General features: G+C 54.0%; 14 protein-coding genes, 1 pseudogene and 1 other annotated feature. Of the genes and pseudogenes, 10 read left to right on the plus strand and 5 right to left on the minus strand.

The annotated features are described in order from the left end of the window. Positions 1–2: 2 nt before the first annotated feature. Positions 3–1,598 (minus strand): bifunctional anthranilate synthase glutamate amidotransferase component TrpG/anthranilate phosphoribosyltransferase TrpD, encoded by a 1,596-nt coding sequence (gene trpD, locus ACMYSO_RS24885; protein ID WP_434668668.1) that lies wholly within the window; start codon positions 1,596–1,598, stop codon positions 3–5. Further along, a complete protein-coding gene (locus ACMYSO_RS24890) occupies positions 1,598–3,160 on the minus strand; it encodes an anthranilate synthase component 1 (protein WP_434585241.1) in 1,563 nt (520 codons plus the stop codon). The genes trpD and ACMYSO_RS24890 overlap by 1 nt, the downstream gene beginning before the upstream one ends. A 34-nt stretch (positions 3,161–3,194) precedes the next feature. Continuing rightward, positions 3,195–3,290: a sequence feature (Trp leader region), on the minus strand. A gap of 159 nt (positions 3,291–3,449) precedes the next feature. Between ACMYSO_RS24890 and rnm the strand changes: the two genes are divergently transcribed. The 9 genes and pseudogenes from rnm to ACMYSO_RS24935 all read left to right on the plus strand — a co-directional run bounded on the left by rnm (position 3,450) and on the right by ACMYSO_RS24935 (position 17,803). Further along, on the plus strand, positions 3,450–4,313 hold the full coding sequence (gene rnm, locus ACMYSO_RS24895) for an RNase RNM (RefSeq protein WP_434668669.1): 864 nt from the start codon (positions 3,450–3,452) through the stop codon (positions 4,311–4,313). Between the two features lie 15 nt (positions 4,314–4,328). Further along, positions 4,329–4,949, plus strand: a complete 621-nt coding sequence (locus ACMYSO_RS24900; RefSeq protein WP_032695873.1) for an L-threonylcarbamoyladenylate synthase — start codon at positions 4,329–4,331, stop codon at positions 4,947–4,949. 244 nt (positions 4,950–5,193) lie between these two features. Beyond that, positions 5,194–6,525, plus strand: coding sequence for a diguanylate cyclase (locus ACMYSO_RS24905; protein WP_434668670.1), 1,332 nt, complete (start codon positions 5,194–5,196; stop codon positions 6,523–6,525). Between the two features lie 97 nt (positions 6,526–6,622). After that, entirely contained in the window at positions 6,623–9,103 is a 2,481-nt protein-coding gene (locus tag ACMYSO_RS24910) for an EAL domain-containing protein (protein ID WP_434668671.1), read from the plus strand. Positions 9,104–9,127: 24 nt separating this feature from the next. Then, entirely contained in the window at positions 9,128–11,746 is a 2,619-nt protein-coding gene (locus tag ACMYSO_RS24915; RefSeq protein WP_434668672.1) for an EAL domain-containing protein, read from the plus strand. 274 nt (positions 11,747–12,020) lie between these two features. After that, positions 12,021–12,902: a 23S rRNA pseudouridine(2605) synthase RluB gene (rluB, locus tag ACMYSO_RS24920; RefSeq protein ID WP_123754035.1), complete on the plus strand. Its 882-nt coding sequence runs from the start codon at positions 12,021–12,023 to the stop codon at positions 12,900–12,902. Between the two features lie 179 nt (positions 12,903–13,081). Continuing rightward, positions 13,082–14,443 carry an MFS transporter gene (locus tag ACMYSO_RS24925; protein ID WP_434585227.1) on the plus strand — a complete coding sequence of 454 codons (1,362 nt, stop codon included), beginning with the start codon at positions 13,082–13,084 and terminating at the stop codon, positions 14,441–14,443. 16 nt (positions 14,444–14,459) lie between these two features. Continuing rightward, a pseudogene (locus ACMYSO_RS24930) lies at positions 14,460–16,804 on the plus strand (beta-glucosidase). A 24-nt stretch (positions 16,805–16,828) separates the two neighbouring features. Then, positions 16,829–17,803, plus strand: coding sequence for an AraC family transcriptional regulator (locus ACMYSO_RS24935; RefSeq protein ID WP_434668673.1), 975 nt, complete (start codon positions 16,829–16,831; stop codon positions 17,801–17,803). On the opposite strand, the gene cobO is transcribed toward ACMYSO_RS24935, so the two are convergent. Together cobO and ACMYSO_RS24945 are read right to left on the minus strand one after the other, a co-directional pair. After that, positions 17,775–18,365, minus strand: coding sequence for a cob(I)yrinic acid a,c-diamide adenosyltransferase (gene cobO / locus ACMYSO_RS24940; RefSeq protein WP_434668674.1), 591 nt, complete (start codon positions 18,363–18,365; stop codon positions 17,775–17,777). The two genes, ACMYSO_RS24935 and cobO, sit on opposite strands and share 29 nt — an antisense overlap. After that, positions 18,362–19,123, minus strand: a complete 762-nt coding sequence (locus ACMYSO_RS24945; protein WP_434668675.1) for a YciK family oxidoreductase — start codon at positions 19,121–19,123, stop codon at positions 18,362–18,364. The genes cobO and ACMYSO_RS24945 overlap by 4 nt, the downstream gene beginning before the upstream one ends. Before the next feature lie 255 nt (positions 19,124–19,378). On the opposite strand from ACMYSO_RS24945, the gene sohB reads away from it, so the two are divergent. Next, positions 19,379–20,425, plus strand: coding sequence for a protease SohB (gene sohB, locus ACMYSO_RS24950; RefSeq protein ID WP_434668676.1), 1,047 nt, complete (start codon positions 19,379–19,381; stop codon positions 20,423–20,425). 72 nt (positions 20,426–20,497) lie between these two features. On the opposite strand, the gene ACMYSO_RS24955 is transcribed toward sohB, so the two are convergent. Further along, a complete protein-coding gene (locus ACMYSO_RS24955; protein WP_434668677.1) occupies positions 20,498–20,749 on the minus strand; it encodes a YciN family protein in 252 nt (83 codons plus the stop codon). Positions 20,750–21,079: the final 330 nt, after the last annotated feature.

The following is a 21,079-nucleotide window of genomic DNA, read 5'->3' on the forward strand; positions in this document are numbered from 1 at the left end:
ATTTACCCTCTTGCCGCTAATGCGGTCACTCTGTCATAGGCCGCTCCGCTGCGCAGCACGTTGATCACCTGCTCAGCGTTGGCTTTCAGGTCTTCATGCCCGTGTAAACGCATCAGCATCGCGACGTTGGCGGCGACAGCGGCTTCATGAGCGGCTTCACCTTTACCTTGTAGCAAGCGCGTAAGAATGTCACGGTTTTCTTCCGGCGTGCCGCCGGCCAGCTGCTCCTGATGGTAAGGGGTCAGACCGAAGTCCGTTGCCGTCAGCTGATAGCTTTTGATTTCACCGTTGTGCAGCTCGGCAACCACCGTCGGCGCATGCAACGACACTTCATCCATTCCGCCGCTATGCACCACCGCCGCGCGTTGATAACCGAGCACCCGCAGGGTTTCGGCAATTGGCAGCACCAGTTCCGGGCTGTAGACGCCAATCAGCGCCAGCGGCGGATGCGCCGGGTTAATCAATGGCCCGAGCACGTTAAACAGCGTGCGGGTTTTCAACTGCTGACGGACCGGCATCGCGTGGCGGAAACCGGTGTGATACTTCGGTGCGAACAGGAAGCAGACCCCCAGTTCATCCAGCGCGGCGCGGGATTTATCGGCATTCATGTCCAGATTAATACCGAAGGCGGCCAGCAGGTCGGAAGACCCCGATTTGCTGGAGACGCTACGGTTACCGTGTTTCGCCACCTTCAGGCCACAGGCCGCGGCAACAAAGGCGCTGGCGGTGGAAATATTGATGCTGTTGCTGCCGTCGCCGCCGGTGCCGACGATATCGGCAAACAGGTAATCCGGGCGCGGGAACGGCGCGGCATTTTCCAGCAGCGCGGTGGCGGCACCGGCAATCTCCTGCGGCTGCTCGCCACGCACTTTCATGCTCACCAGCGCGGCAGCCAGCTGCTCGGGCTTGACTTCACCGCGCACAACCGCGGAGAACAGCTGATGACTCTCCTGCTGGCTGAGGGTTTCGGCCTGATACAGCTTTTCCAGAATTGGCTGGATGGTGTTGGTTTGCTCCAGCTTCTGCAGCGCCCATGCCAGCGTTTGTTCTAGCAGGCGCGCGCCCTGGGTGGTGAGAATAGACTCCGGATGGAACTGGAAGCCGCAGACGCGATCCGCATCATGTCGTACCGCCATCACCATGCCGTTAAAGTTGGCGTTAATGGTCAGCCCGGCCGGAATATTGCTGCCGACCAGTGAGTGGTAGCGGGCAACCGGCAGCGGATTGCTCAGTCCGGCAAACATCGCCTGACCGTCATGTTCAATGCTGGAGGCTTTACCGTGCAGGATCTCGCCGGCCTGGCCCACATAACCGCCGTAGGCTTCGACAATCGCCTGGTGGCCGAGGCAGATACCGATGATCGGCAGCTTGCCGCGCATCCGGGTCAGCAGCTCAGGCATGCAGCCTGCTTCGCTGGGAGTGCCAGGGCCTGGGGAGAGCATCAGTACCGGGTTGTCCATGGTGCCGATACGCTCAATCAAGGTCTGAGCCGGGACGGAGTTACGGTAAATCACTACGTTATGGCCGTTAGCGCGCAGCTGGTCTGCCAGGTTATAGGTAAAAGAATCGATATTATCGAGCAGCAGAATGTCGGCCATCAGAAAGTCTCCTTAGCGTGGTGGGCCTGGGCGATTGCGCGCAGCACCGCGCGAGCTTTATTGCGGGTTTCATCCGCTTCGGACTGAGGCACGGAATCCAGAACGATACCGGCACCGGCCTGAACGGTGGCGATGCCATCCTGGACATAGGCAGAGCGAATGACGATGCAGGTATCGAGGTCACCGTGGGCGGTAAAGTAGCCGACGGCGCCACCGTAGCTGCCGCGACGCTTACCTTCGGCAGCGGCGATGAGCTGCATGGCGCGCACCTTTGGTGCTCCGCTAAGGGTGCCCATATTCATACAGGCGCGGTAGGCGTGCAGGACATCAAGGTCGCTACGCAGTTCACCGACCACCCGGGAAACCAGGTGCATGACGAAGGAGTAGCGGTCAACTTTGGTGAGGTCGGCGACGTAGCGGCTGCCCGGCGTACAAATGCGCGCCAGATCGTTACGTGCCAGGTCGACCAGCATCAGGTGCTCGGACATCTCTTTTTGGTCGGTACGCATTTCCAGTTCGATACGGCTGTCGAGATCGCGGTCCAGCGACCCGTCGGCACGACGACCACGCGGGCGGGTACCGGCAATCGGATAGATTTCAATCTGGCGGCTCAGCGCGTCATACTTCAGCGAGCTTTCCGGCGAAGCGCCAAACAGCGAGAAGTCATTATCCTGCATAAAGAACATATACGGGCTAGGGTTGCTCTTTTTCAACACATCATAGGCCGCCAGCGCCGACGGGCAGGGCAGTGAGAAGCGGCGTGATGGCACTACCTGGAAAATCTCACCGGCACGGATGGCGCGTTGCATTTTGCGCACCACCGCACCGTACTCCTCGTCGGTCTGATCGCAGTCGCAGGTCATCGTTTCGACTTTCGTGACCGGCAGCGGCGCAGGCGGCTCGTTAAGCTGCTGGCGCAGTTGGGCAATGCGCTGTGTCAGGCGCTGTTTTTCACTCTCCAGCGGGGTGAACAGGCTGGATTGAATACGGGTGTTTTTGGTCTGGTGATCGATAACCAGCAGGGTTTCCGCCAGGTAGAAGCAGTAATCCGGGCAGGCGGTATCGCTCTCCAGCGGCGGCAGGTTTTCAAACCCGGCCACCAGGTCATAGGCAAACAGGCCGCCGAAGAACATCGCTTCGCGCTCTGCTTGCGGAACGGTCACCAGCTCCTGCAACAGGCGGAAGGCGTCGAAGACCGATAAAGAACACAGGCGCGCGTCTTCATCCAGCAGGGCGCTGATCGGTGGAAAGGTCAGGATTCTGCTGTTCGGCTGACGCTGATTGTCGATGCCTGCGGGAAGGGCGTTATCCAGTAAGTCCAGCAGGGCCGCGCCGTTGGCGGAGAGCGCCTGAATAGTGACGGTGTCACTTAATGCGGTGATGCGCAGCGCGCTGTCAACCAGCAGCAGGCTCTTTAAATCATCTTTACTATCAATGTCTGCAGATTCCAGCAGCAGCGTGGCGGGACGCGCGCCGCACAGCTGGTGGAATAACGCCGTTGGGTTTTCGCGGTAGATGGCGTCGCTGGTGAGAAGCTCGAGTGCCGGTTTTGTGGTTTGCATTATTATTCTCGCCTTTCGGTATAATATTCTGTCCAATAAAAAGCCCGCTCATTGGCGGGCTGGGTATCTGTATGCTGAGTGCAAAACGCGATTACGCCGCCCGATATCAGGAGGTGCGCCACCAGCCGTGCAGAGTGATAGAGTGCGTTTTCATCGTGATACCCCTTCATGTGAACTTGCGTACTAGTTAACTAGTCCAGAGGAATAAAGTCAACCCTTGTTTGCAGATTTTCTCCGCGAGTCGGTATGATAATGCGCTAATTTAAGTCTATGTCCAGCAGGAGTCTCTTTGAGCGACAGTCAATACGCAGTGATTTACGATCTGCACAGCCATACCACCGCCTCTGACGGGCGGTTGACTCCAGAAGAACTGGTTCATCGCGCGCACCAGATGCGGGTCGGGACGCTGGCGATCACCGACCACGATACCGTAGCGGCGATCCCCGCAGCCCAGGCCGAAATTACCCGTGCCGGCCTGCCGCTGACGCTGGTGACCGGCGTCGAGATTTCCACCCTGTGGGAAAACCATGAAATTCACATCGTGGGCCTGAACATTGATATTGCCCATCCGGCGATGACCAGCCTCTTAGAGGAACAGAAAGCCCGCCGTATGCTGCGGGCGCAGCTAATCGCCGAACGGCTCGATAAGGCACGGATCCCCGGAGCCTGGGAAGGGGCGCTCGCCCTTGCTGATGGTGGGGCGGTTACCCGCGGGCATTTTGCGCGTTTCCTGGTCGAAGCGGGACACGCCAGTAATATTGCCGATGTTTTCAAAAAATATCTCGCACGCGGGAAAACCGGTTACGTTCCCCCGCAGTGGTGTACAATAAAACAAGCGATTGATGTCATTCATCATTCTGGCGGCAAAGCGGTTATCGCCCATCCCGGGCGTTACGACCTCTCCGCCAAGTGGCTGAAACGGCTGTTGGCCCACTTCAGTGAGCAGGGTGGCGATGCGATGGAGCTGGCGCAATGTCAGCAGGCGCCCCATGAACGTACGCAGCTTGCCGCGTACGCCGCACAGTTTGGTCTGCTGGGTTCGCAAGGCTCTGATTTTCATCAGCCTTGCCCGTGGATTGAGCTGGGACGCAAGCTCTGGCTACCCGCGGGCGTAGAAGGGATCTGGCACAGTTGGGAAACGGCCGCAGAATAAAATTGAGAGGGAAATATGAGCCAGTTTTTTTATATTCATCCGGACAACCCGCAGGCTCGGTTGATTAACCAGGCGGTGGAAATTGTGCGTAAGGGTGGGGTGATTGTCTATCCCACAGATTCCGGTTACGCGCTGGGGTGTAAGATCGAAGATAAAGGCGCCATGGAGCGTATTTGCCGTATTCGTCAGCTGCCGGATGGCCACAATTTCACTTTGATGTGTCGCGATCTGTCTGAGCTGTCGACCTACGCGTTTGTCGATAACGTGGCCTTCCGACTGATTAAAAACAACACGCCGGGCAACTACACGTTTATCCTCAAAGGGACCAAAGAGGTACCGCGCCGTCTGTTGCAGGAAAAACGTAAGACCATCGGGATGCGTGTGCCGTCAAACCCGATAGCCCAGGCGCTGCTGGAGACGCTTGGCGAACCCATGTTGTCGACCTCGCTGATGCTGCCCGGCAGCGAATTCACCGAGTCCGATCCGGAAGAGATCAAAGACCGACTGGAGAAGCTGGTAGATTTGATTATTCACGGAGGCTATCTTGGGCAACAGCCGACGACCGTTATCGATCTGACCGAAGATGCGCCGGTGGTACTGCGTGAAGGTGTGGGCGATGTAAAACCGTTCCAGTAAATATCCTCACCGGGCGGCATATTTCTGACCGCCCGGTATTCTGTCCCCACCATTGTTTATTTTAAGATAACTTTTTCATTGCGGCTGTTTTTTAATCTCGCTACTATTATTGCGCTTACGATGTCTGCTGAAGACAGCGCTTTAATAGAATCTTAATATTATGCATAAGCTAACAATTTATCCTTCTGATGGTTTTAAGAAGGATAACCCCCTGTTGAACACCGTTGTCCTTTTTAGTCTGACGGTGGCGCTGTATGCCGTTGGGAAATTTATTGGCCATCACGGCACGGCACTATTCTGGCCAATGAATGCAGTGCTGGCAGGACTATTTATTCGTCACCGGTCTCTGCGTCAGCCCTACTATTATACTATTTTTGTCCTTGCGGTTTTATTTTCTGGCTTGGTGCTTGATCACTATAATCTGATCGGCATTCTGATGAACATGTCTGATATTGCTTTTGTGGCGATATTAAGCGGGCTTATATTAAAAGAACGCCAGCCCGCTGAACCTCATTTAAAAATAACCATATTTCGGCTGTACAGTTATTGTTTATTGACCGGAATACTGTGTGCCATTCCGGGCAGCTATTTTTACGCGCTGCTGCATCAGAGTGATTTCTGGCAAATCTATCCGGCCTGGCTGAGTGAAGAGTTCACCACCAGCGTGCTGGTATTACCGGTCATCCTAATTCGCAGAGCAGAACGCACACCGCGACGTATAACGCTAAGTCGACCGTTACCCTTGGTCCTGCTGGGGCTGTCGTTGGCGGTTTCGATCACCACCGGTACCCTGGAAAGTATGGGGACGTTGTCGATGATTCTGCCGGCATTAATCTGGTGCGCGATTGTCTACTCGCTGCCGACTACCTGTGTCTTGACCTTGCTGGCCGGCGTTGTTGAAGTACTGATGGTAAACCAAAAGGTCAGCGGGCTGCATCTGATGGGGCAAATCCCGCCGATCATTTCGGCGCGTTTAGGTATCGCAGCCATTGCGCTTAGCCCGCTGATTGTGGCAGTCAGCGTTGAGGCGATAAATGCCCTGGTCAAACAGCTCTCGCATCAGGTCAGGTATGACTATTTGACCCGGGTCTATTCACGATTTGGCCTCTATGAACGGTTAAAAGAGTTGGATGATAATGGCCATACTACCGCGCTTAACGTGTTGATTCTTGATATCGACCATTTCAAGCATATTAACGATACCTGGGGGCATGACTGCGGCGATCGCGTACTAACTGCCTTTGCGGGTCGAGTGAAGAGCGTCGTTGGTAAGCTCGGTATTGTCGCCCGTCTGGGAGGAGAAGAGTTTGCGGTCATTATGGCCGGCAAGCCCGGTGACGCGGGTTTACAGCTGGCGGAAGAGATCCGTCAGGCTGTTGAGGAGATGGAAGTCGAATGGGACAGTAAAAAGCTTTCGCTGACTGTCAGTATTGGACTGAGCTACGGAACAGCGATGCGGCAGAATATTGTCGATATCTTTGACAAGCTGCTATCAGAAGCAGATGGCTATTTATACCAATCGAAAAAAACGGGGCGCAATCGTACCAGTGCACCGTCTGCATTGGGAATTCGCTAGCCGATAGCTTCATTCTGATTGCCCTTGATGCGTCATCGTGGGGTGATATTTATTAAACGATTTCACCCGCATGGGTATGATTAACGTAACGTGTCCTATGACCAAATCCGCTTATAAAACGTATCCGTTCACTTTATTAAAAAGTGTACTTCTGGTTTCGCTGATCTTATTGGTTATCATTATCGTCTGCCTGACGGGATTATTTAATTATCAGTCTCATCAGGTGGAAGAGGTGGTCAGTAAGCAATTGCTGCTGAGTAATAGCCAACTGGTGCAACACAAACTAGAAGATTTCTTCGAGCGCCCGCTGCAGGTTAGTAATCTGCTGCAGCAATATATTCAGGGCAGTGACGACAATATCCCTGAGCAGCAACTGGTGCCAGAGTTAGTCTATTTAACCGCTCATGCCCTGAATTCTACCCCGGCGTTCAAAAGCCTTTCCTGGGCTGAAACCAGCGGCCGCTACTATTCCGTGGTGCGAAACGATCACAGCAACAAAATTTATCTACAACGCACGCTGGCCAACGAACCGCAGCGTCTGGTGAGCTACAGCGGTATTACCAAAGATTCGACGATTGTCAAAGTTAACGAACATTTTGACCTTACCAGGCAGCCGTGGTTTGTGAATGCGCTACAAAAAAATCAACCTTTCTGGAGTATCGAGCGTCTCTCAGGGAGCCCGACCATCATCTATCATCAGCCTGTTTTCAATAAGCAGGGGATGTTTCGCGGTCTGATCTCCAGCGGGACGATGCCTGCTGATATGAAAGGATATCTGCAAAGTATTCTTCCGGGCACCCGCTCAGCGCTGTTGATAAGCGATGAAAGCAACCATATCGTCGCCTCCTCGGGCGTCACTGCGGCGCTGCAACAAAGCCAGGCGGTAATTCACGAGATCCTGAAGAACAGTCGTCCACAGAATGTCACTACCTTTAAGATTGATGGCCGTGAGTATCTGGCCACCGTCTTTGATGTCCAGGACCGCGATCGTGCATTGAAGTGGAAGGCGCTAATGATCGCGCCTTATAAGCAGGAGAATTCCGCGATGAACCAGCAGCGGCTGATGATGACTTTCAGCAATATGCTGTTCATCTTTGCGCTGATGGTCATTCTGGCGCTGATAATTTCTCACTTCACCGGCACGCTGAAAGAGGTGGCGGATAAAGTGCGTCCTGGCCTGATGCCGTGGACCAAACAACCTAAACGTCTGTTCCCGGAAATCGCCAATCTGGATGAGGCGCTGGATACCGTTTCGCAGACCCTGCCTGGGAACTTCGAAAACAAGCGTAAGAAGTTAGAAGAAGATCCGGAAACCGGGTTTTTGAACCGCAACGGCTTGCTGCTGACCGAGTCGCTGTATGACAACCGCAACCTGCTAGCGATGGTGCATGTCAGTAACTATAACTCGGTGAAGAACGTGCTGGGCAATGAGCTGGCGCGCCAGTTTATTCGTCAGTTTGCCCTGCGCATCCGCGAGATCCTGCCGGAAGGGGCGCTGTGCTGCCGCGATCGTGAAGATCTGTTTATCATCGTTTTTGCCGGCACCTATGAAAGCAAAGACGTGGCCTACTATAGCTCATTGCTCTCCTCCATTTTCCGCCTGGCGACAACGGAAGCATCTGGTGATGCGCATATTTTCACCGGCCACATCGGGATGGTTCAGGACACGCTGTCGCAGGAGAACATCAGCGAATGCCTGATGAACGTCAGCATTGCTTTGCAACATGCTCAACTCCAACGCAGCGGAGCCAGCGAACTGTTCACCTCACAAATGCGCGAAGAAGAAGTGAACAACCTTCGTCTGCACCAGGCGCTGTGCGATGACCTGCAAAGCGAAGGTTTCCACCTGGTATTACAGCCTATCGTCTCGTTTGAAGAAGGCAGCCACTGCAAAGAGGGCGAATGCCTGATCCGCTGGCAGTCTAACGTGCTGGGGTTTGTACCGCCGGATAAATTTATTGGCCTGGCCGAGCATACCGGCATGATTGTGCCGCTGGGCAAGTGGATCGTGGAAACCGCCTGTCGCGAGCTGGCGGCATTTATCGCCAATGGCGCCCCGCAAGACTTTAAACTGCATGTGAATATTTCTGCGGTGCAGCTACAACAGTCCGATTTCTCGACCCATTTACTGGCTGCCATCCAGCGCTATGAACTGATGAACAGCAATATTTGTATCGAAATTACCGAGAGCGTCCTGCTGCATGACACCCACCGGGTGGTGAAAATCCTCGCCTATTTGCGCCGTCTGGGCGTGTCGGTGGCTATTGATGATTTTGGCTCAGGTTATTCCAGTCTCTCTTACCTGCACTCATTGCCGTTTGACTGCCTGAAAATCGATCGCGGGTTCGTGAAAAATGTGCTCGACGACAAGAAGAGTGAGGCGGTGATCGCATCCGTGCTGATGCTGGCGCAAAGCTTCGAAGTTCCTCTGGTTGCTGAAGGGGTCGAAACCGCCGAAATGGCGGCCAGGCTCAAAGCGATGGGATGTGACCTCGCCCAGGGTTATTACTATTCCCGACCGAAAGCCTTCGATCAATTCGCACCGGAAAACGGCATTTTGTTTGTCGAGCCGGACTAACGGCGGCACCTTCGGAGAGACGTTATGCAAATTCTCAAGAAACAGTTTTCGATCAAGAGCTATCCGCTGTCGCTGGCGCACATGATCCCGTTAACGTTGTTCACCACTGTTATCGCGGTCCTGCTGATTGTTTATACGTTTCTCTATTTCCAGGGTTCTGCTTTTATTGACGAAGTCAGTCAAAGCATTCTCAACGCCAGGCGAATCGCGATCGAAGAGGCTATCCATAACTATATTGATGTGCCGATCCAGTCGAATGCGATTATTGTCCATGCCATTGGTCGCGAAGAGGACGATACTATTAAGGTACGTCATCTGGTCAACGATATCGCCAATACCCTCAACAACGTGTTTATCAACAAGCAGTACCTGAGCACCATTGAGTTCGGCGGAGTAAATGGTGACCTGGTTCAGGTGGCACATGATAAATTGCATTCGGATAATGACTATCTCTCGCTAAAGGATGCGCAAACTCAACATCAGCTGACGGTTTACAACCACCTCAGCGTGAACGCCAGCGTCGATAAAATTATCGCCAATGCGGATGTTTTGCAGAGCGCGTGGTTTAAGCCTGTCGCACAGAACCAAAACGCTGGCTGGACAGCCCCTTTCCAGAACGATGAGCATCGCCAGGAGATTGCGGTTGCGTTCAGTTCCCCTGCGTTTAACCGTCAGGGGAAGTTTGTCGGCGTGGTCGCCAGTGAACTGCATCTTGAAGAACTCAATCAGCATCTGGAAAAGCTCAAACCATTTCCGGGCAGCGTTTTATTGATCGTCAACGAGCACCATCAATTAATCGCATCCTCCCTCCCGGCGCTGGCGCACGGCATGTTAAAAAGGGAAGGGCAGTCCACGCTGACGTTGCAAAAGCTGGATTCTCTCGACAACCCGGTTATCGTCGCGGCGAATGACGCGATAAAACAGGCACAGCAACCGGGCCTGCAAGCAATAACGGTGAAGGGCAAAGATTATTACGTCGATGCTTTTCCGGTGCGAGACCGAGAGTCATTACTGCAATGGCAAGGGATCATCATCAGCCCGGCGAAGACCATTACCCACACGGTGGTGAAGTATTCGATGATGACGATGGCGGTCCTGTGCCTGGTCCTGATTACTGGTCTGCTGGTGGTGTTCTGGGTGTTGAAACGGGTCGCAAAGCCGCTGCAGGATATTGTACGTAAGGCCGACCAGCTGGCGACACATCGCTGGACGCCGCCGGATAATAAGCGTCATTTCCCGGAGATTGTGTCCCTGGAAACCACCTTTATGGCGCTGTCGTACAAACTAGCGGAAAGCTTCGAAAGCCAGCGGCGGAAAATTGAAGAGGATGAAAGCACGGGGCTGTTTACCCGGGCGGGTCTGCTGCAACAAGATGCGCTCTACAGTCGCCGTAATCTGCTGGGGCTGGTGAGTATCAGCAACATGAATACCATTATTAACTCGTTAGGGGCCGAGTACGGCAATACCTTTATCAATGAGTTTATCCGCCGTCTGCAGACATTGCTGCCGACGGACACGCTACTCGCCCGCGATAAAGACGATAAGATCATTATTGTTTTCCCGGGGATAAATCAGCAAAAGGATTACCAACGTTACCGCGACATTTTGTCGTCATTATTTATCAGTGAAGAGCTGGAACACTATCCGTCAGATAAAAAGTATGTCTATACCGGCAATGTCGGGATGGTGTTCAGTGAGATCACGACGCTGAACGTGACCCAGGTACTGCAGGAAGCGTGGATTACGTTGAAGCAGGCGCAAAAACAGGGCAATGGTGTGGTGGTGCTGTTCTCCAGCGACATGCGCGATCATGAACTGTTCAATATCCGCCTGCATGAGCACCTGAGCGATGCGATTCATCGCCAGGAGTTTCATCTGGTCCTGCAGCCAATAATCGATCAGGGTGATGAAGAACACTGCCGTGAAGGGGAGTGTCTGATCCGCTGGCATTCCGAGGTGTTAGGGGATGTTCCTCCCGACCGCTTTATTCCGCTGGCTGAAGAGACCGGGCTTATCATTCCGTTGGGTAAATGGATCATTGAAGAGGCGTGCCGTGAGCTGGCGGCGATGATTGCCCGCGGTGCACCGGAAGATTTCGTTATCTATATCAATGTCTCGGCGATCCAAATCCTGCAGCAGGATTTTGCCTGGCACTTAATGGATTCCATTCGTCGCAATGGACTGTCAAATGCCAACGTCTGTATCGAGATAACCGAACGCGTGCTGGCCAATAACGTTGAACGTATTGGTAAGATGTTGAGCTACCTGCGTCGCCACGGCATATCCGTCTCGCTTGATGACTTTGGCGCCAATTTCTCCAGTCTGTCCTATTTGCATGCGCTGCCGTTTGACAGCATTAAAATCGACCAGCAGTTTATCTGTGATTATCTGGATGATGAGAAAGCGCAATCGGTGATTAACTCCCTGATCGTGCTGGCTCGCGGGTTTAAAGTGCCGCTGATTGCCGAAGGGATAGAAGATGAGGGCGTGAAGCAGCAGTTGCAGAAGCTCGGCTGCCAGAAGGCTCAGGGATACTACTTCCACCACCCGGCAGCCTTTTCCAGCTTCCGCTGTGAAACGGGGGCCTTCTATTACCAGAATGATTGCCCTGCTGAAGGCGAAAAAGAGGGTGAGCCGGCGTGAAATTGTGCGTAACAGGGAGGAGAAAGGCAGCAATCTGACGCATAATCCATAGAACCTGTACGGCGCTACAGCAGGCGAATGCAACGCAAAGCAGCATTCATTTTTTAGTTAGTGTAGAATAGCCGCCCACGTAGACGGGCGGGCCTGGCTTCTGTTGAAGATAACGCCCCCCCTTTGATGTAAAAGCATCTACAAAACAATTGGTTATATATCTATCCGGTTGTTTTATAAAGTATACCAGACGCCTGGGAAGGCGACACCTTAAGGAAGCTCAATGAGCGAGAAACTACAGAAAGTGCTGGCCCGCGCCGGCCACGGCTCCCGCCGTGAGATTGAATCTAAAATCGAAGCTGGCCGCGTCAGCGTCGATGGCAAAATCGCCACCCTCGGCGATCGCGTTGAAGTTGTACAGGGTATGAAAATTCGTATCGATGGTCATGTGATCTCGGTGAAAGAGTCTGCTGAGCAGATTTGCCGCGTCCTGGCGTACTACAAACCGGAAGGCGAACTCTGTACCCGTAACGATCCTGAAGGTCGTCCGACGGTGTTCGACCGTTTGCCGAAACTGCGCGGCGCGCGCTGGATTGCGGTGGGTCGTCTGGACGTCAACACCTGTGGTCTGCTGCTGTTTACCACCGATGGTGAACTGGCAAACCGACTGATGCACCCAAGCCGTGAAGTCGAACGTGAATACGCCGTGCGCGTGTTTGGTCAGGTTGACGAAGACAAACTGCGTCAGCTGTCTCGCGGCGTACAGCTGGAAGATGGCCCGGCGGCCTTTAAAACTATCAAGTTTGCCGGCGGTGAAGGGATCAACCAGTGGTACAACGTCACGCTGACCGAAGGGCGTAACCGTGAAGTCCGTCGCCTGTGGGAGGCCGTCGGTGTTCAGGTCAGCCGTCTGATCCGCGTTCGCTACGGCGATATCCCGCTGCCAAAAGGCCTGCCTCGCGGCGGCTATACCGAGCTGGATCTGGCGCAGACCAACTACCTGCGTGAGCTGGTGGAGCTGCCGGCAGAAACCACCACTAAAGTGGCGGTAGAGAAAGATCGTCGTCGTGTGAAGGCGAATCAGATTCGTCGCGCTGTCAAACGCCATAGCCAGGTGGGTAACAGCAGCAATCGCCGCTCTGGTGGCAGCCGTAACAACGGCTAATCTCCTGATGTCCGGTGGGTTCCCGCCGGACGCTGTTCCCACGCTTCTCCCTCATGTGACCCCTTTCACACTTCTGCATAAAGACAAAAAACAGGAAATGCCCGGACAAATAACGCAAAGTACCCTTGCTGCTAACGCCATATACTGTCGATACTGATTACAATAACAGGTAGCCAAAAATGGATACAGCAGGAAAATTATCGGCAAGCTATGTGGTTATCGGCGTGAAAGAAAAAATAGGTTACGGTTTCGGTGACTTTGCGTCCAATTTATCATTCGGTTTTGTTTCTCTTTTTTTACTGTTCTTTTATACCAATATTTATGGCATCAGCGCCGTGCAGGCTAGCCTGATATTTGTTATTGCGCGGGTGGTTGATGCTATCTTTAATATTATTATCGGTTTTGCTATTGATAAAACTCACAGTAAATATGGGAAGTTACGACCCTGGTTGTTATATGGGGCAGTGCCATTAGGTTTTTTAACCGTATTGTGTTTTGTGCCGTTTGGCGGTGAGGCGAAGTTTTATTTTGCCTTGCTCTCTTATACCATCTACTGCCTGGCTTATACCGCAGTGAATACGCCATATTCGGCGTTAACTAATCGCCTAACTCAGCACGAAGCTTCCCGGTCATCGTTGTCGGTATATCGATTTGTGCTGGCGATTGTGGGCTATTTAATCGTTTCAACCACCGCCGACATGCTGATCTCGCCGTTTACGGATAAGCAGTCAGGCTATGTTTTTGCCGTCTCATGCTTTGCACTGCTGGCGACGTTTCTGTTCCTTGCCTGCTTTGGGATGACCAAAGAGCGAGTGGGCGAAGAAGAGGAGGCCCCGGCACCAACGCTGCGAGAAATGCTGCGGGCGGTGATGGGGAATGCACCGCTGCTTAATCTGTCGCTGTTTACGGTCTTCTTCTATATCGCCTACACCGTGTGGATGGCCATTGCGATCTACTTTATTAAATACATTATTGGCAGTGAAGGTTATACCGCAACATTTTTCCTGATTCAGTCTGCTGCCTATATTGTCGGGACCGTTATTTCAGAAAAGGCGATCGCCCTGATGGGCAAAAAGAGAATGGCGCTGGTAGCGCTGCTGATTGGTATCCTGGGGGTGCTGATGCAGTACTTTGTGGCGGGGAATAATCTGTGGCTCATTATGACCGGCGTGTGTCTCTATAGTATTACTCTGGGGATGGGGTTTGTTGCCATGTGGTCAATGATTGCCGATACGGTGGAGTATGCCGAATGGCATCACGGCGTGCGCACGGAAGGTGCAATTTATGGCTTCTTTAATTTTATCACCAAAATTGCGATGGCGATTGGTGGCGGCTGTGCGGGCTGGATGCTGGATTACTATCATTATGACGCGGCTAATATTACGGCCAGCGCAATTAACGGGATTAATATTCTGATGACGTTATTCCCAGGGGCCATGTTCACGATTAGCGCAATATTTGTGGCCTGTTATTCGCTGGATGAAAAAACCTATCGTGAGATTGTTCAGAAAATTAGCCTGCGTAAACAGAATGCGCTTTAGCCTCAGGGAGTCAGAGATGAATACTGAATTTAATACTTTAATTGCCGCGATGAGCGCAGAAGAGAAAGTGGCGTTGTTGACCGGAAATGGTCTGTGGCGAACGGCCTCGCTAGCGCAACATGGGATCAGCGATATCGTGATGACCGATGGCACCTACGGAGTGCGCTACAGCAGTGCGCAAATCGATGGCCACGAAAAGTGGAGTATGGACGACTTCATCTCGGTTATCACCCAGACGGCTGACCGGGCTGCGGTGGAAGAGCCGGTGGCGAAAGGTGGCAGTGAAGCCCTGTTCAGCGCCTCGCTGCCGGCAACCTGCTTTCCCAACGGCTCCAGCCTCGCCTGTAGCTGGGATGTGGAGTTGGTATTCCAGATGGGGCAGGCGCTGGGGCGTGAATGTCAGCAGATGGGGGTTGGCATTCTGTTGGGGCCTGGGATCAATATCCGTCGTACGCCGCTGGCCGGACGGGGTTATGAATATTACGCCGAGGACCCGGTGGTCAGCGGGGACATTGCCGCCGCGTTAATTAACGGGTTGCAGCAGGAGGGGGTGGGTGCGAGTCTGAAACATTTTGCGGCGAATAATTCAGAATACCGCCGCACGGAGATGGACTCGATCATCGGGCGCTGCGTGAAATCTATCTTGCCGGTTTCCAGCGGGCGATCGCTAAATCTCAGCCGTGGACCGTGATGTCATCCTACAACCGGCTTAATGGCGTTCAGACCTCGCAGGACCCCTTTTTACTGACTCAGGTTCTGCGTGAGGAGTGGGGCTACGACGGGCTGGTGATGTCCGACTGGTATGGCATCAAGGACCGTCCGGCTTCGTTGCTGGCGGGAAACGATCTGGCCATGCCGGAAACCCGTCGCGACAAGCAGACGCTGCTGGCAGCAATTAACGCCGGCGAGGTGCCGATGGCGGTAGTCGATCGCGCCTGTCAGCGGATGCTGGCGCTGCTGGATAAAGTTCAGCGCTACCGTCGTCCGCAGACTCAGGCTGATTTCCCGGGGCACCACGTGCTGGCGCAGCAGTTGGCGGCTGAATCTATCGTGCTGCTGAAAAACGAGGATAACCTGCTGCCGCTGCGGGCGGAACGTACGCCGCGGATTGCGGTGCTTGGGAAGCCAGCGCAGGAGCCGGTGATTCAAGGTTCTGGTTGTGCGACCACGGTTCCCTGGCTGCTGGATCGCCCGCTCGACGAAATTTTTGACCTTGCCGGGGATGATTTCAGTGTCTCCTGGGCCGTTGGCGCGCCGGACGATCTGCGCAGCGATCCACTGGCGCTGGCTGAAGCCCGGGACGTAGCTCAGGCGGCGGACGTGGCCATTATCTTTGTCAGCACCGCCGTTGGTGAAGATGGGGAGAATGGCGATCGTCATGATCTGAATATTCTGGCGGTGCATGAGCAGCTGATTCGGGAAGTAGCAGCCGTTCAGCCTAATGTGGTGGTCGTGCTGGCTAACAGCGATGCGGTGGTGATGCCCTGGCTTACGGATTGTAAAGCCCTTCTGGAGACCTTCTTTGCCGGGCAGGGCATGGGGCGGGCGGTAGCGGAGATTCTGTTCGGTCAGCGCAACCCGTGCGGTAAATTGACCGTGACGGTACCGAATACCCTTGAAGAGACTCCAGCCTGGCTTCACTATCCGGGGGAAAACCTGCGTCATCATTATGGCGAAGGGCTGTTTGTCGGCTACCGTTACTATGATAAACGCCGCCTGGCGCCGCAATTCCCGTTCGGTTTTGGCCTGAGCTATACCCGTTTTGTCTATCGTAATATCCAGCTTTCCGCGCCGCGCGTGGGCGCTGACGAGACGCTGACCGTCTCTTTCGCACTCACTAATGCTGGCGATTACGCAGGGAAAGAAGTCGTTCAGCTGTACGTCAGTGCGCCGGCCGGAGAGCTTATCCGCGAAGTCCGGGCGCTTAAAGCGTTTAGCAAAGTGTCGCTGGCCGCAGGCGAAACCCGCCACGTAAGCCTGCAACTGCCCATCGCGGAGCTGGCCTGTTATCATCCTGGGCTGGCCGACTGGGTTATCACGCCGGGATGCTGGCAGATTCGGGTGGGAAGTTCTTCCCGCGATCTGGCGCTGCAGGCTGAGGTCGAGGTAGATTGTCCGCCGCGCTACGTCCCTCTACGTGACGATAACTCGCTGCAGCAGTTGATTCAGCAGCCGGAAGCGCTCGAACGGGTTGTGGCCCTGATTGCCCGTAAAAGCCAACTGCCGCCGGCGCAAATCCGCGAACGGTTGATCCAATTGGCTCCCGATCTGTTCTGTGGATTGCTGATCGCGTTGACCGAGTTTTTAGCACTGGATATCGACCGCGACGAGCTCAATGATGTACTTGCCGGGCGTGAATAATCGTCCTGTCACAGGAGATGATGCGTGTTTCCATTTTCCGTTACTCATCCACGCCCGGCGACAGAGGCCGGGCGGCATACGGTAAACAGCGGTTATGAGCTGATTGCTTTTGATGCCGATAAGCTAAATGTCTTTGCCGCCGAGGTGCGCTATTGCGAGCCTCACTGGCACCCGGCACCAGAGTTAATCACCGTTCTGAGCGGGCGGTTTTCGATCGTCGTTGGCCAGCAGAACGTGGAATTGGTACAGGGAGACATGGTGTATATCAATGCCGAGGCGGTACATTCACTGTGTGCCGAAGAGCAGGGCAGTTCGTTGGTGACCGTCCAGTTCTCTCCCGGCCTGTTTGATGAACTGCACACCGCGCCGGTACTCCACTGGTGTACCCAGGGGCGTAGTAAAACCGTTGCGGATCAGCAGGTGTACCGGCGGCTCAGTGAACTGTTAGCACAACTGATTGATAACCAGACGCCGTTCCAACGTATTGCGATGACTTACCTGCTGCTCGATGCGCTGGTACAGGCAGGAGAGCCGGCCTCGCACGTGGAAAGCTCATTGCGTGAAGAGGCGATGATCAAAAAAGGCATCGATTTTATTAACCAGCACTTCGATCAGCCGCTGACGCTGAGCGAGGTGGCGAACCATAGCGGTATGAGCTATTCGTGGTTTTCGCGGCTGTTCAAGAAGGTCAGCCGGCATAATTTTAAGGAGTATCTCACGCTGGTTCGGCTGAATAAGGCCAGAACGCTGCTGCGCGATACCCGTACGCCAATCACCGACATCAGCCACAGCTGCGGCTTTCAGGAACACAAATACCTGATTGCCGCCTTTAATAAATACTGTGGCCTGACGCCGACGGAATACCGCAAGCGTTTTGTCTCAAGGCAAAACCGGATGGAAAGCGCACTGGCATTGGGTGAGGACTGCCTGTGTTTACCGCTCAATCAGGTGCTGCTTGAGCGCCTGGCGCTTAGTAATCAATTCCCATCTGCGCTTTGATTCCGGCATCGAAGGCGTGCTTCACCGGCCGCAGTTCGCTGACGGTATCGGCCAGCTCGATGATTTCACGATGACAGCCGCGCCCGGTGATAATCACCGTTTGCTGGGCTGGGCGACTGCTCAGGGCAGAGAGCACCTCTTCTAGCGGCAGATAATCGTAGGCCACCATGTAGGTCAGTTCATCAAGCAGAACCATGTCCAGCGTCGGGTCAGCCAGCATCCGCCGCGCGTGCTCCCAGACGGCGAGACAGGCGGCGGTGTCGCTTTCACGATCCTGAGTATTCCAGGTAAAACCGGTCGCCATCACCTGAAATTCGACACCGTGGGGCTCCAGCAGGTTTCGCTCGCCATTGGGCCAGGTACCCTTAATAAACTGGATGACGCCGGCTTTTTTGCCATGCCCGATGGCCCGGGTGACGGTGCCAAAACCGGCGGTGGTTTTCCCTTTGCCGTTACCGGTGAACACGATAACAATGCCGCGTTCTTCCTGTGCTGCCGCCACCCGGGCGTCGACTTTATCTTTTACCCGCTGCTGGCGTTCACGGTAGCGTTCATCACTCATTGTGCAATTCCTGGTTTACGCCCGGGCTGGGCATCGAAGGTCATTCCCGTCTTACGACGGCTGTCATCGCCCATTAGCCATAAATAGACCGGCATGATATCGGCGGGAGTTTTCAGCTTTTGCGGATCTTCCGTCGGGAAGGCATTGGCGCGCATTTTGGTGCGCGTGCCACCCGGATTAATACAGTTTACCCGCAGGTGACGGCTCTGATACTCCTCGGCCAGTACCTGCATCATCCCTTCTGTCGCAAACTTGGAGGCTGCATAAGCGCCCCAGTTAGCGCGTCCCTGACGGCCAACGCTGGAGGAGGTGAAGACCAATGATCCCGATTCGGATTTCAGTAATAAAGGAAGCAGGGCCTGAGTCAGCATAAAGGTGCCGTTGACGTTGACCTGCATCACCTGCTGCCAGATTTCCGGTTTTTGCTGGTCCATCGGACATACGTCGCCCAGCAGGCCTGCGTTATGCAGTACGCCATCGAGACGCGGGTAGTGGATGCTTATCTGTTGCGCCAGTTGCTGACATGCCTGAGGGGTACAGGTGAGCAGATCCAGCGTAAACCACGGCGCGGGGATCCCACCGGCCTGTTGAATCTCGTGAGAGACGCTTTTCAGCTTCTCTTCGTTACGCCCGACGAGGATAACGCTGGCGTTGTAGCGCGCGTAGGTCAGCGCGGCTTCACGACCGATCCCATCGCTGGCGCCGGTAACCAGAATGATGCGATCTTTTAATAAATGACTCTGCGGCTGATAGTGCACGGCGACTCCTTGAGCAATCTACAGACGATCGCACGGTGTATTCGGTATCTCACTTTTGCGTTTTATGCCTGAAACAGGCGGCTATTGCAATCGGCGAAGGGGGAAACACGTATCGAAATGAATATCTTGCAACGTTTTCATCGTCGGCGAAAAAAAGAGGAAGGGGCGTCGTACCGCACACAAAGCTCAGAGACTTCCTGAATGCGGCTGATGTACACTGTGCTTCAACGTCAGTGGTTTACACAAGGTGAAAACGTGGAATTACTTGCTCAATATGGCCTGTTTTTGGCCAAAGTCGTGACAGTGGTTGTCGCGATTGCGGCTATTGCCGCAATTATCGTTAACCAGGCTGTACGCAAGAAACAGCGCGGCGAGCTGCGGGTGACAAATCTTAGCGAGCAATACAAGGATATGCGGGAAGAGCTGGCGGTAGCGCTGCTGGATGGACCGCAGCAAAAGCTCTGGCATAAAGCGCAAAAGAAAAAGCTCAAGCAGGAGGCAAAAGCGGCCAAAGCGCGTGCCAGGCTTGGGTCCGCAGAGCCAGACAGCAAACCGCGTGCCTGGGTGCTGGATTTTAAAGGCAGTATGGATGCGCACGAAGTCGGTAGCCTGCGCGAAGAGATCACTGCAGTGCTGGCGGCGGTAAAACCTCGCGACCAGGTTATTCTGCGTCTGGAAAGCCCCGGCGGTGTCGTCCACGGTTATGGCCTTGCTGCCTCGCAGCTGCAGCGTTTGCGTGACAAACAAATTCCGCTCACCGTAACGGTCGATAAAGTCGCGGCCAGCGGCGGCTATATGATGGCCTGTGTGGCGAACAAAATTGTTGCTGCTCCCTTTGCCATCCTTGGCTCGATCGGTGTTGTGGCACAGATCCCTAACCTTCACCGTTTCCTGAGGAGCAAAGAGATCGATATTGAACTGCATACCGCCGGGCAGTACAAACGGACCTTAACGTTGCTGGGGGAGAACACCGACGAAGGCCGGCGCAAGTTCCGCGAAGACCTGAACGAGACCCATCAGTTGTTCAAAGATTTTGTCCATGAAATGCGGCCAACGCTGGATATTGAGCAAGTGGCAACCGGCGAACACTGGTATGGCGTGCAGGCGCTGGAGAAGGGGCTGGTTGACGCGGTGAAAACCAGCGACGAGCTGCTTCTGGGCCTGATTGACAATCATGAAGTGATTGGCGTGCGTTACCAGCAGCGTAAAAAAATGCTCGACCGTTTTACCGGTAGCGCTGCGGAAAGTGCCGACCGGTTACTGCTACGCTGGTGGCAGCGGGGACAAAAACCGTTGATGTAACCGACTTATCAAAGAACAACGCGAGGCAAATGCCTCGCGTTGACATTATAGGCTTTGGATATACTACAAAGCTCAGTCTGCCAGGTGGTATTTGTCTGACAGGGTATGCGCGAGATATTTGAACATATTAAATACTGCGGTGCTCTTAGGCGTTGGCAGACCTTGCTCATCAAGATAAAACTCGCCGCTGAAAACCAGTACGCCATTACGTTGAACAACGTCGGTCGCTTCGATTCCGGCGAGCGTGTCTTCATGTTCACGAATGAGTTTATTCGCTACTTCAAGTAGTGTCTGGCGATCGATAGGTTGGGTTGTATCTTGCATAACGGACTCCTGTGTTTCTTCTTGCGATAGTTTACGCCGCGTGGCGAGCGGGGGCAAATTTTCCATTTAGAATACAGGGATAATGGCAAGGGTCTAAGAAACATGACTTTACTGGCAGGATTTGCGTTTGCATGCTAATAAAGTTGCGTAACGAATTTTATCAGGTACAGTGTGACGCTTTCGGCGATCTGGCAACAGATTTGCTTGACATTCGGCCAAAAATTCTTCGTGCTATGTCACCTGACGGGCAAACGTCAGTAAACTCAGCTATCTGGTTTTATGGATGTGAAACCAGACGTGCAAAGGGTTGATATCCATCGACGGCGTCGC

Source organism: Klebsiella sp. B345 (assembly GCF_051131735.1).
In the GTDB taxonomy this organism is placed as follows: Bacteria; Pseudomonadota; Gammaproteobacteria; order Enterobacterales; family Enterobacteriaceae; genus Klebsiella.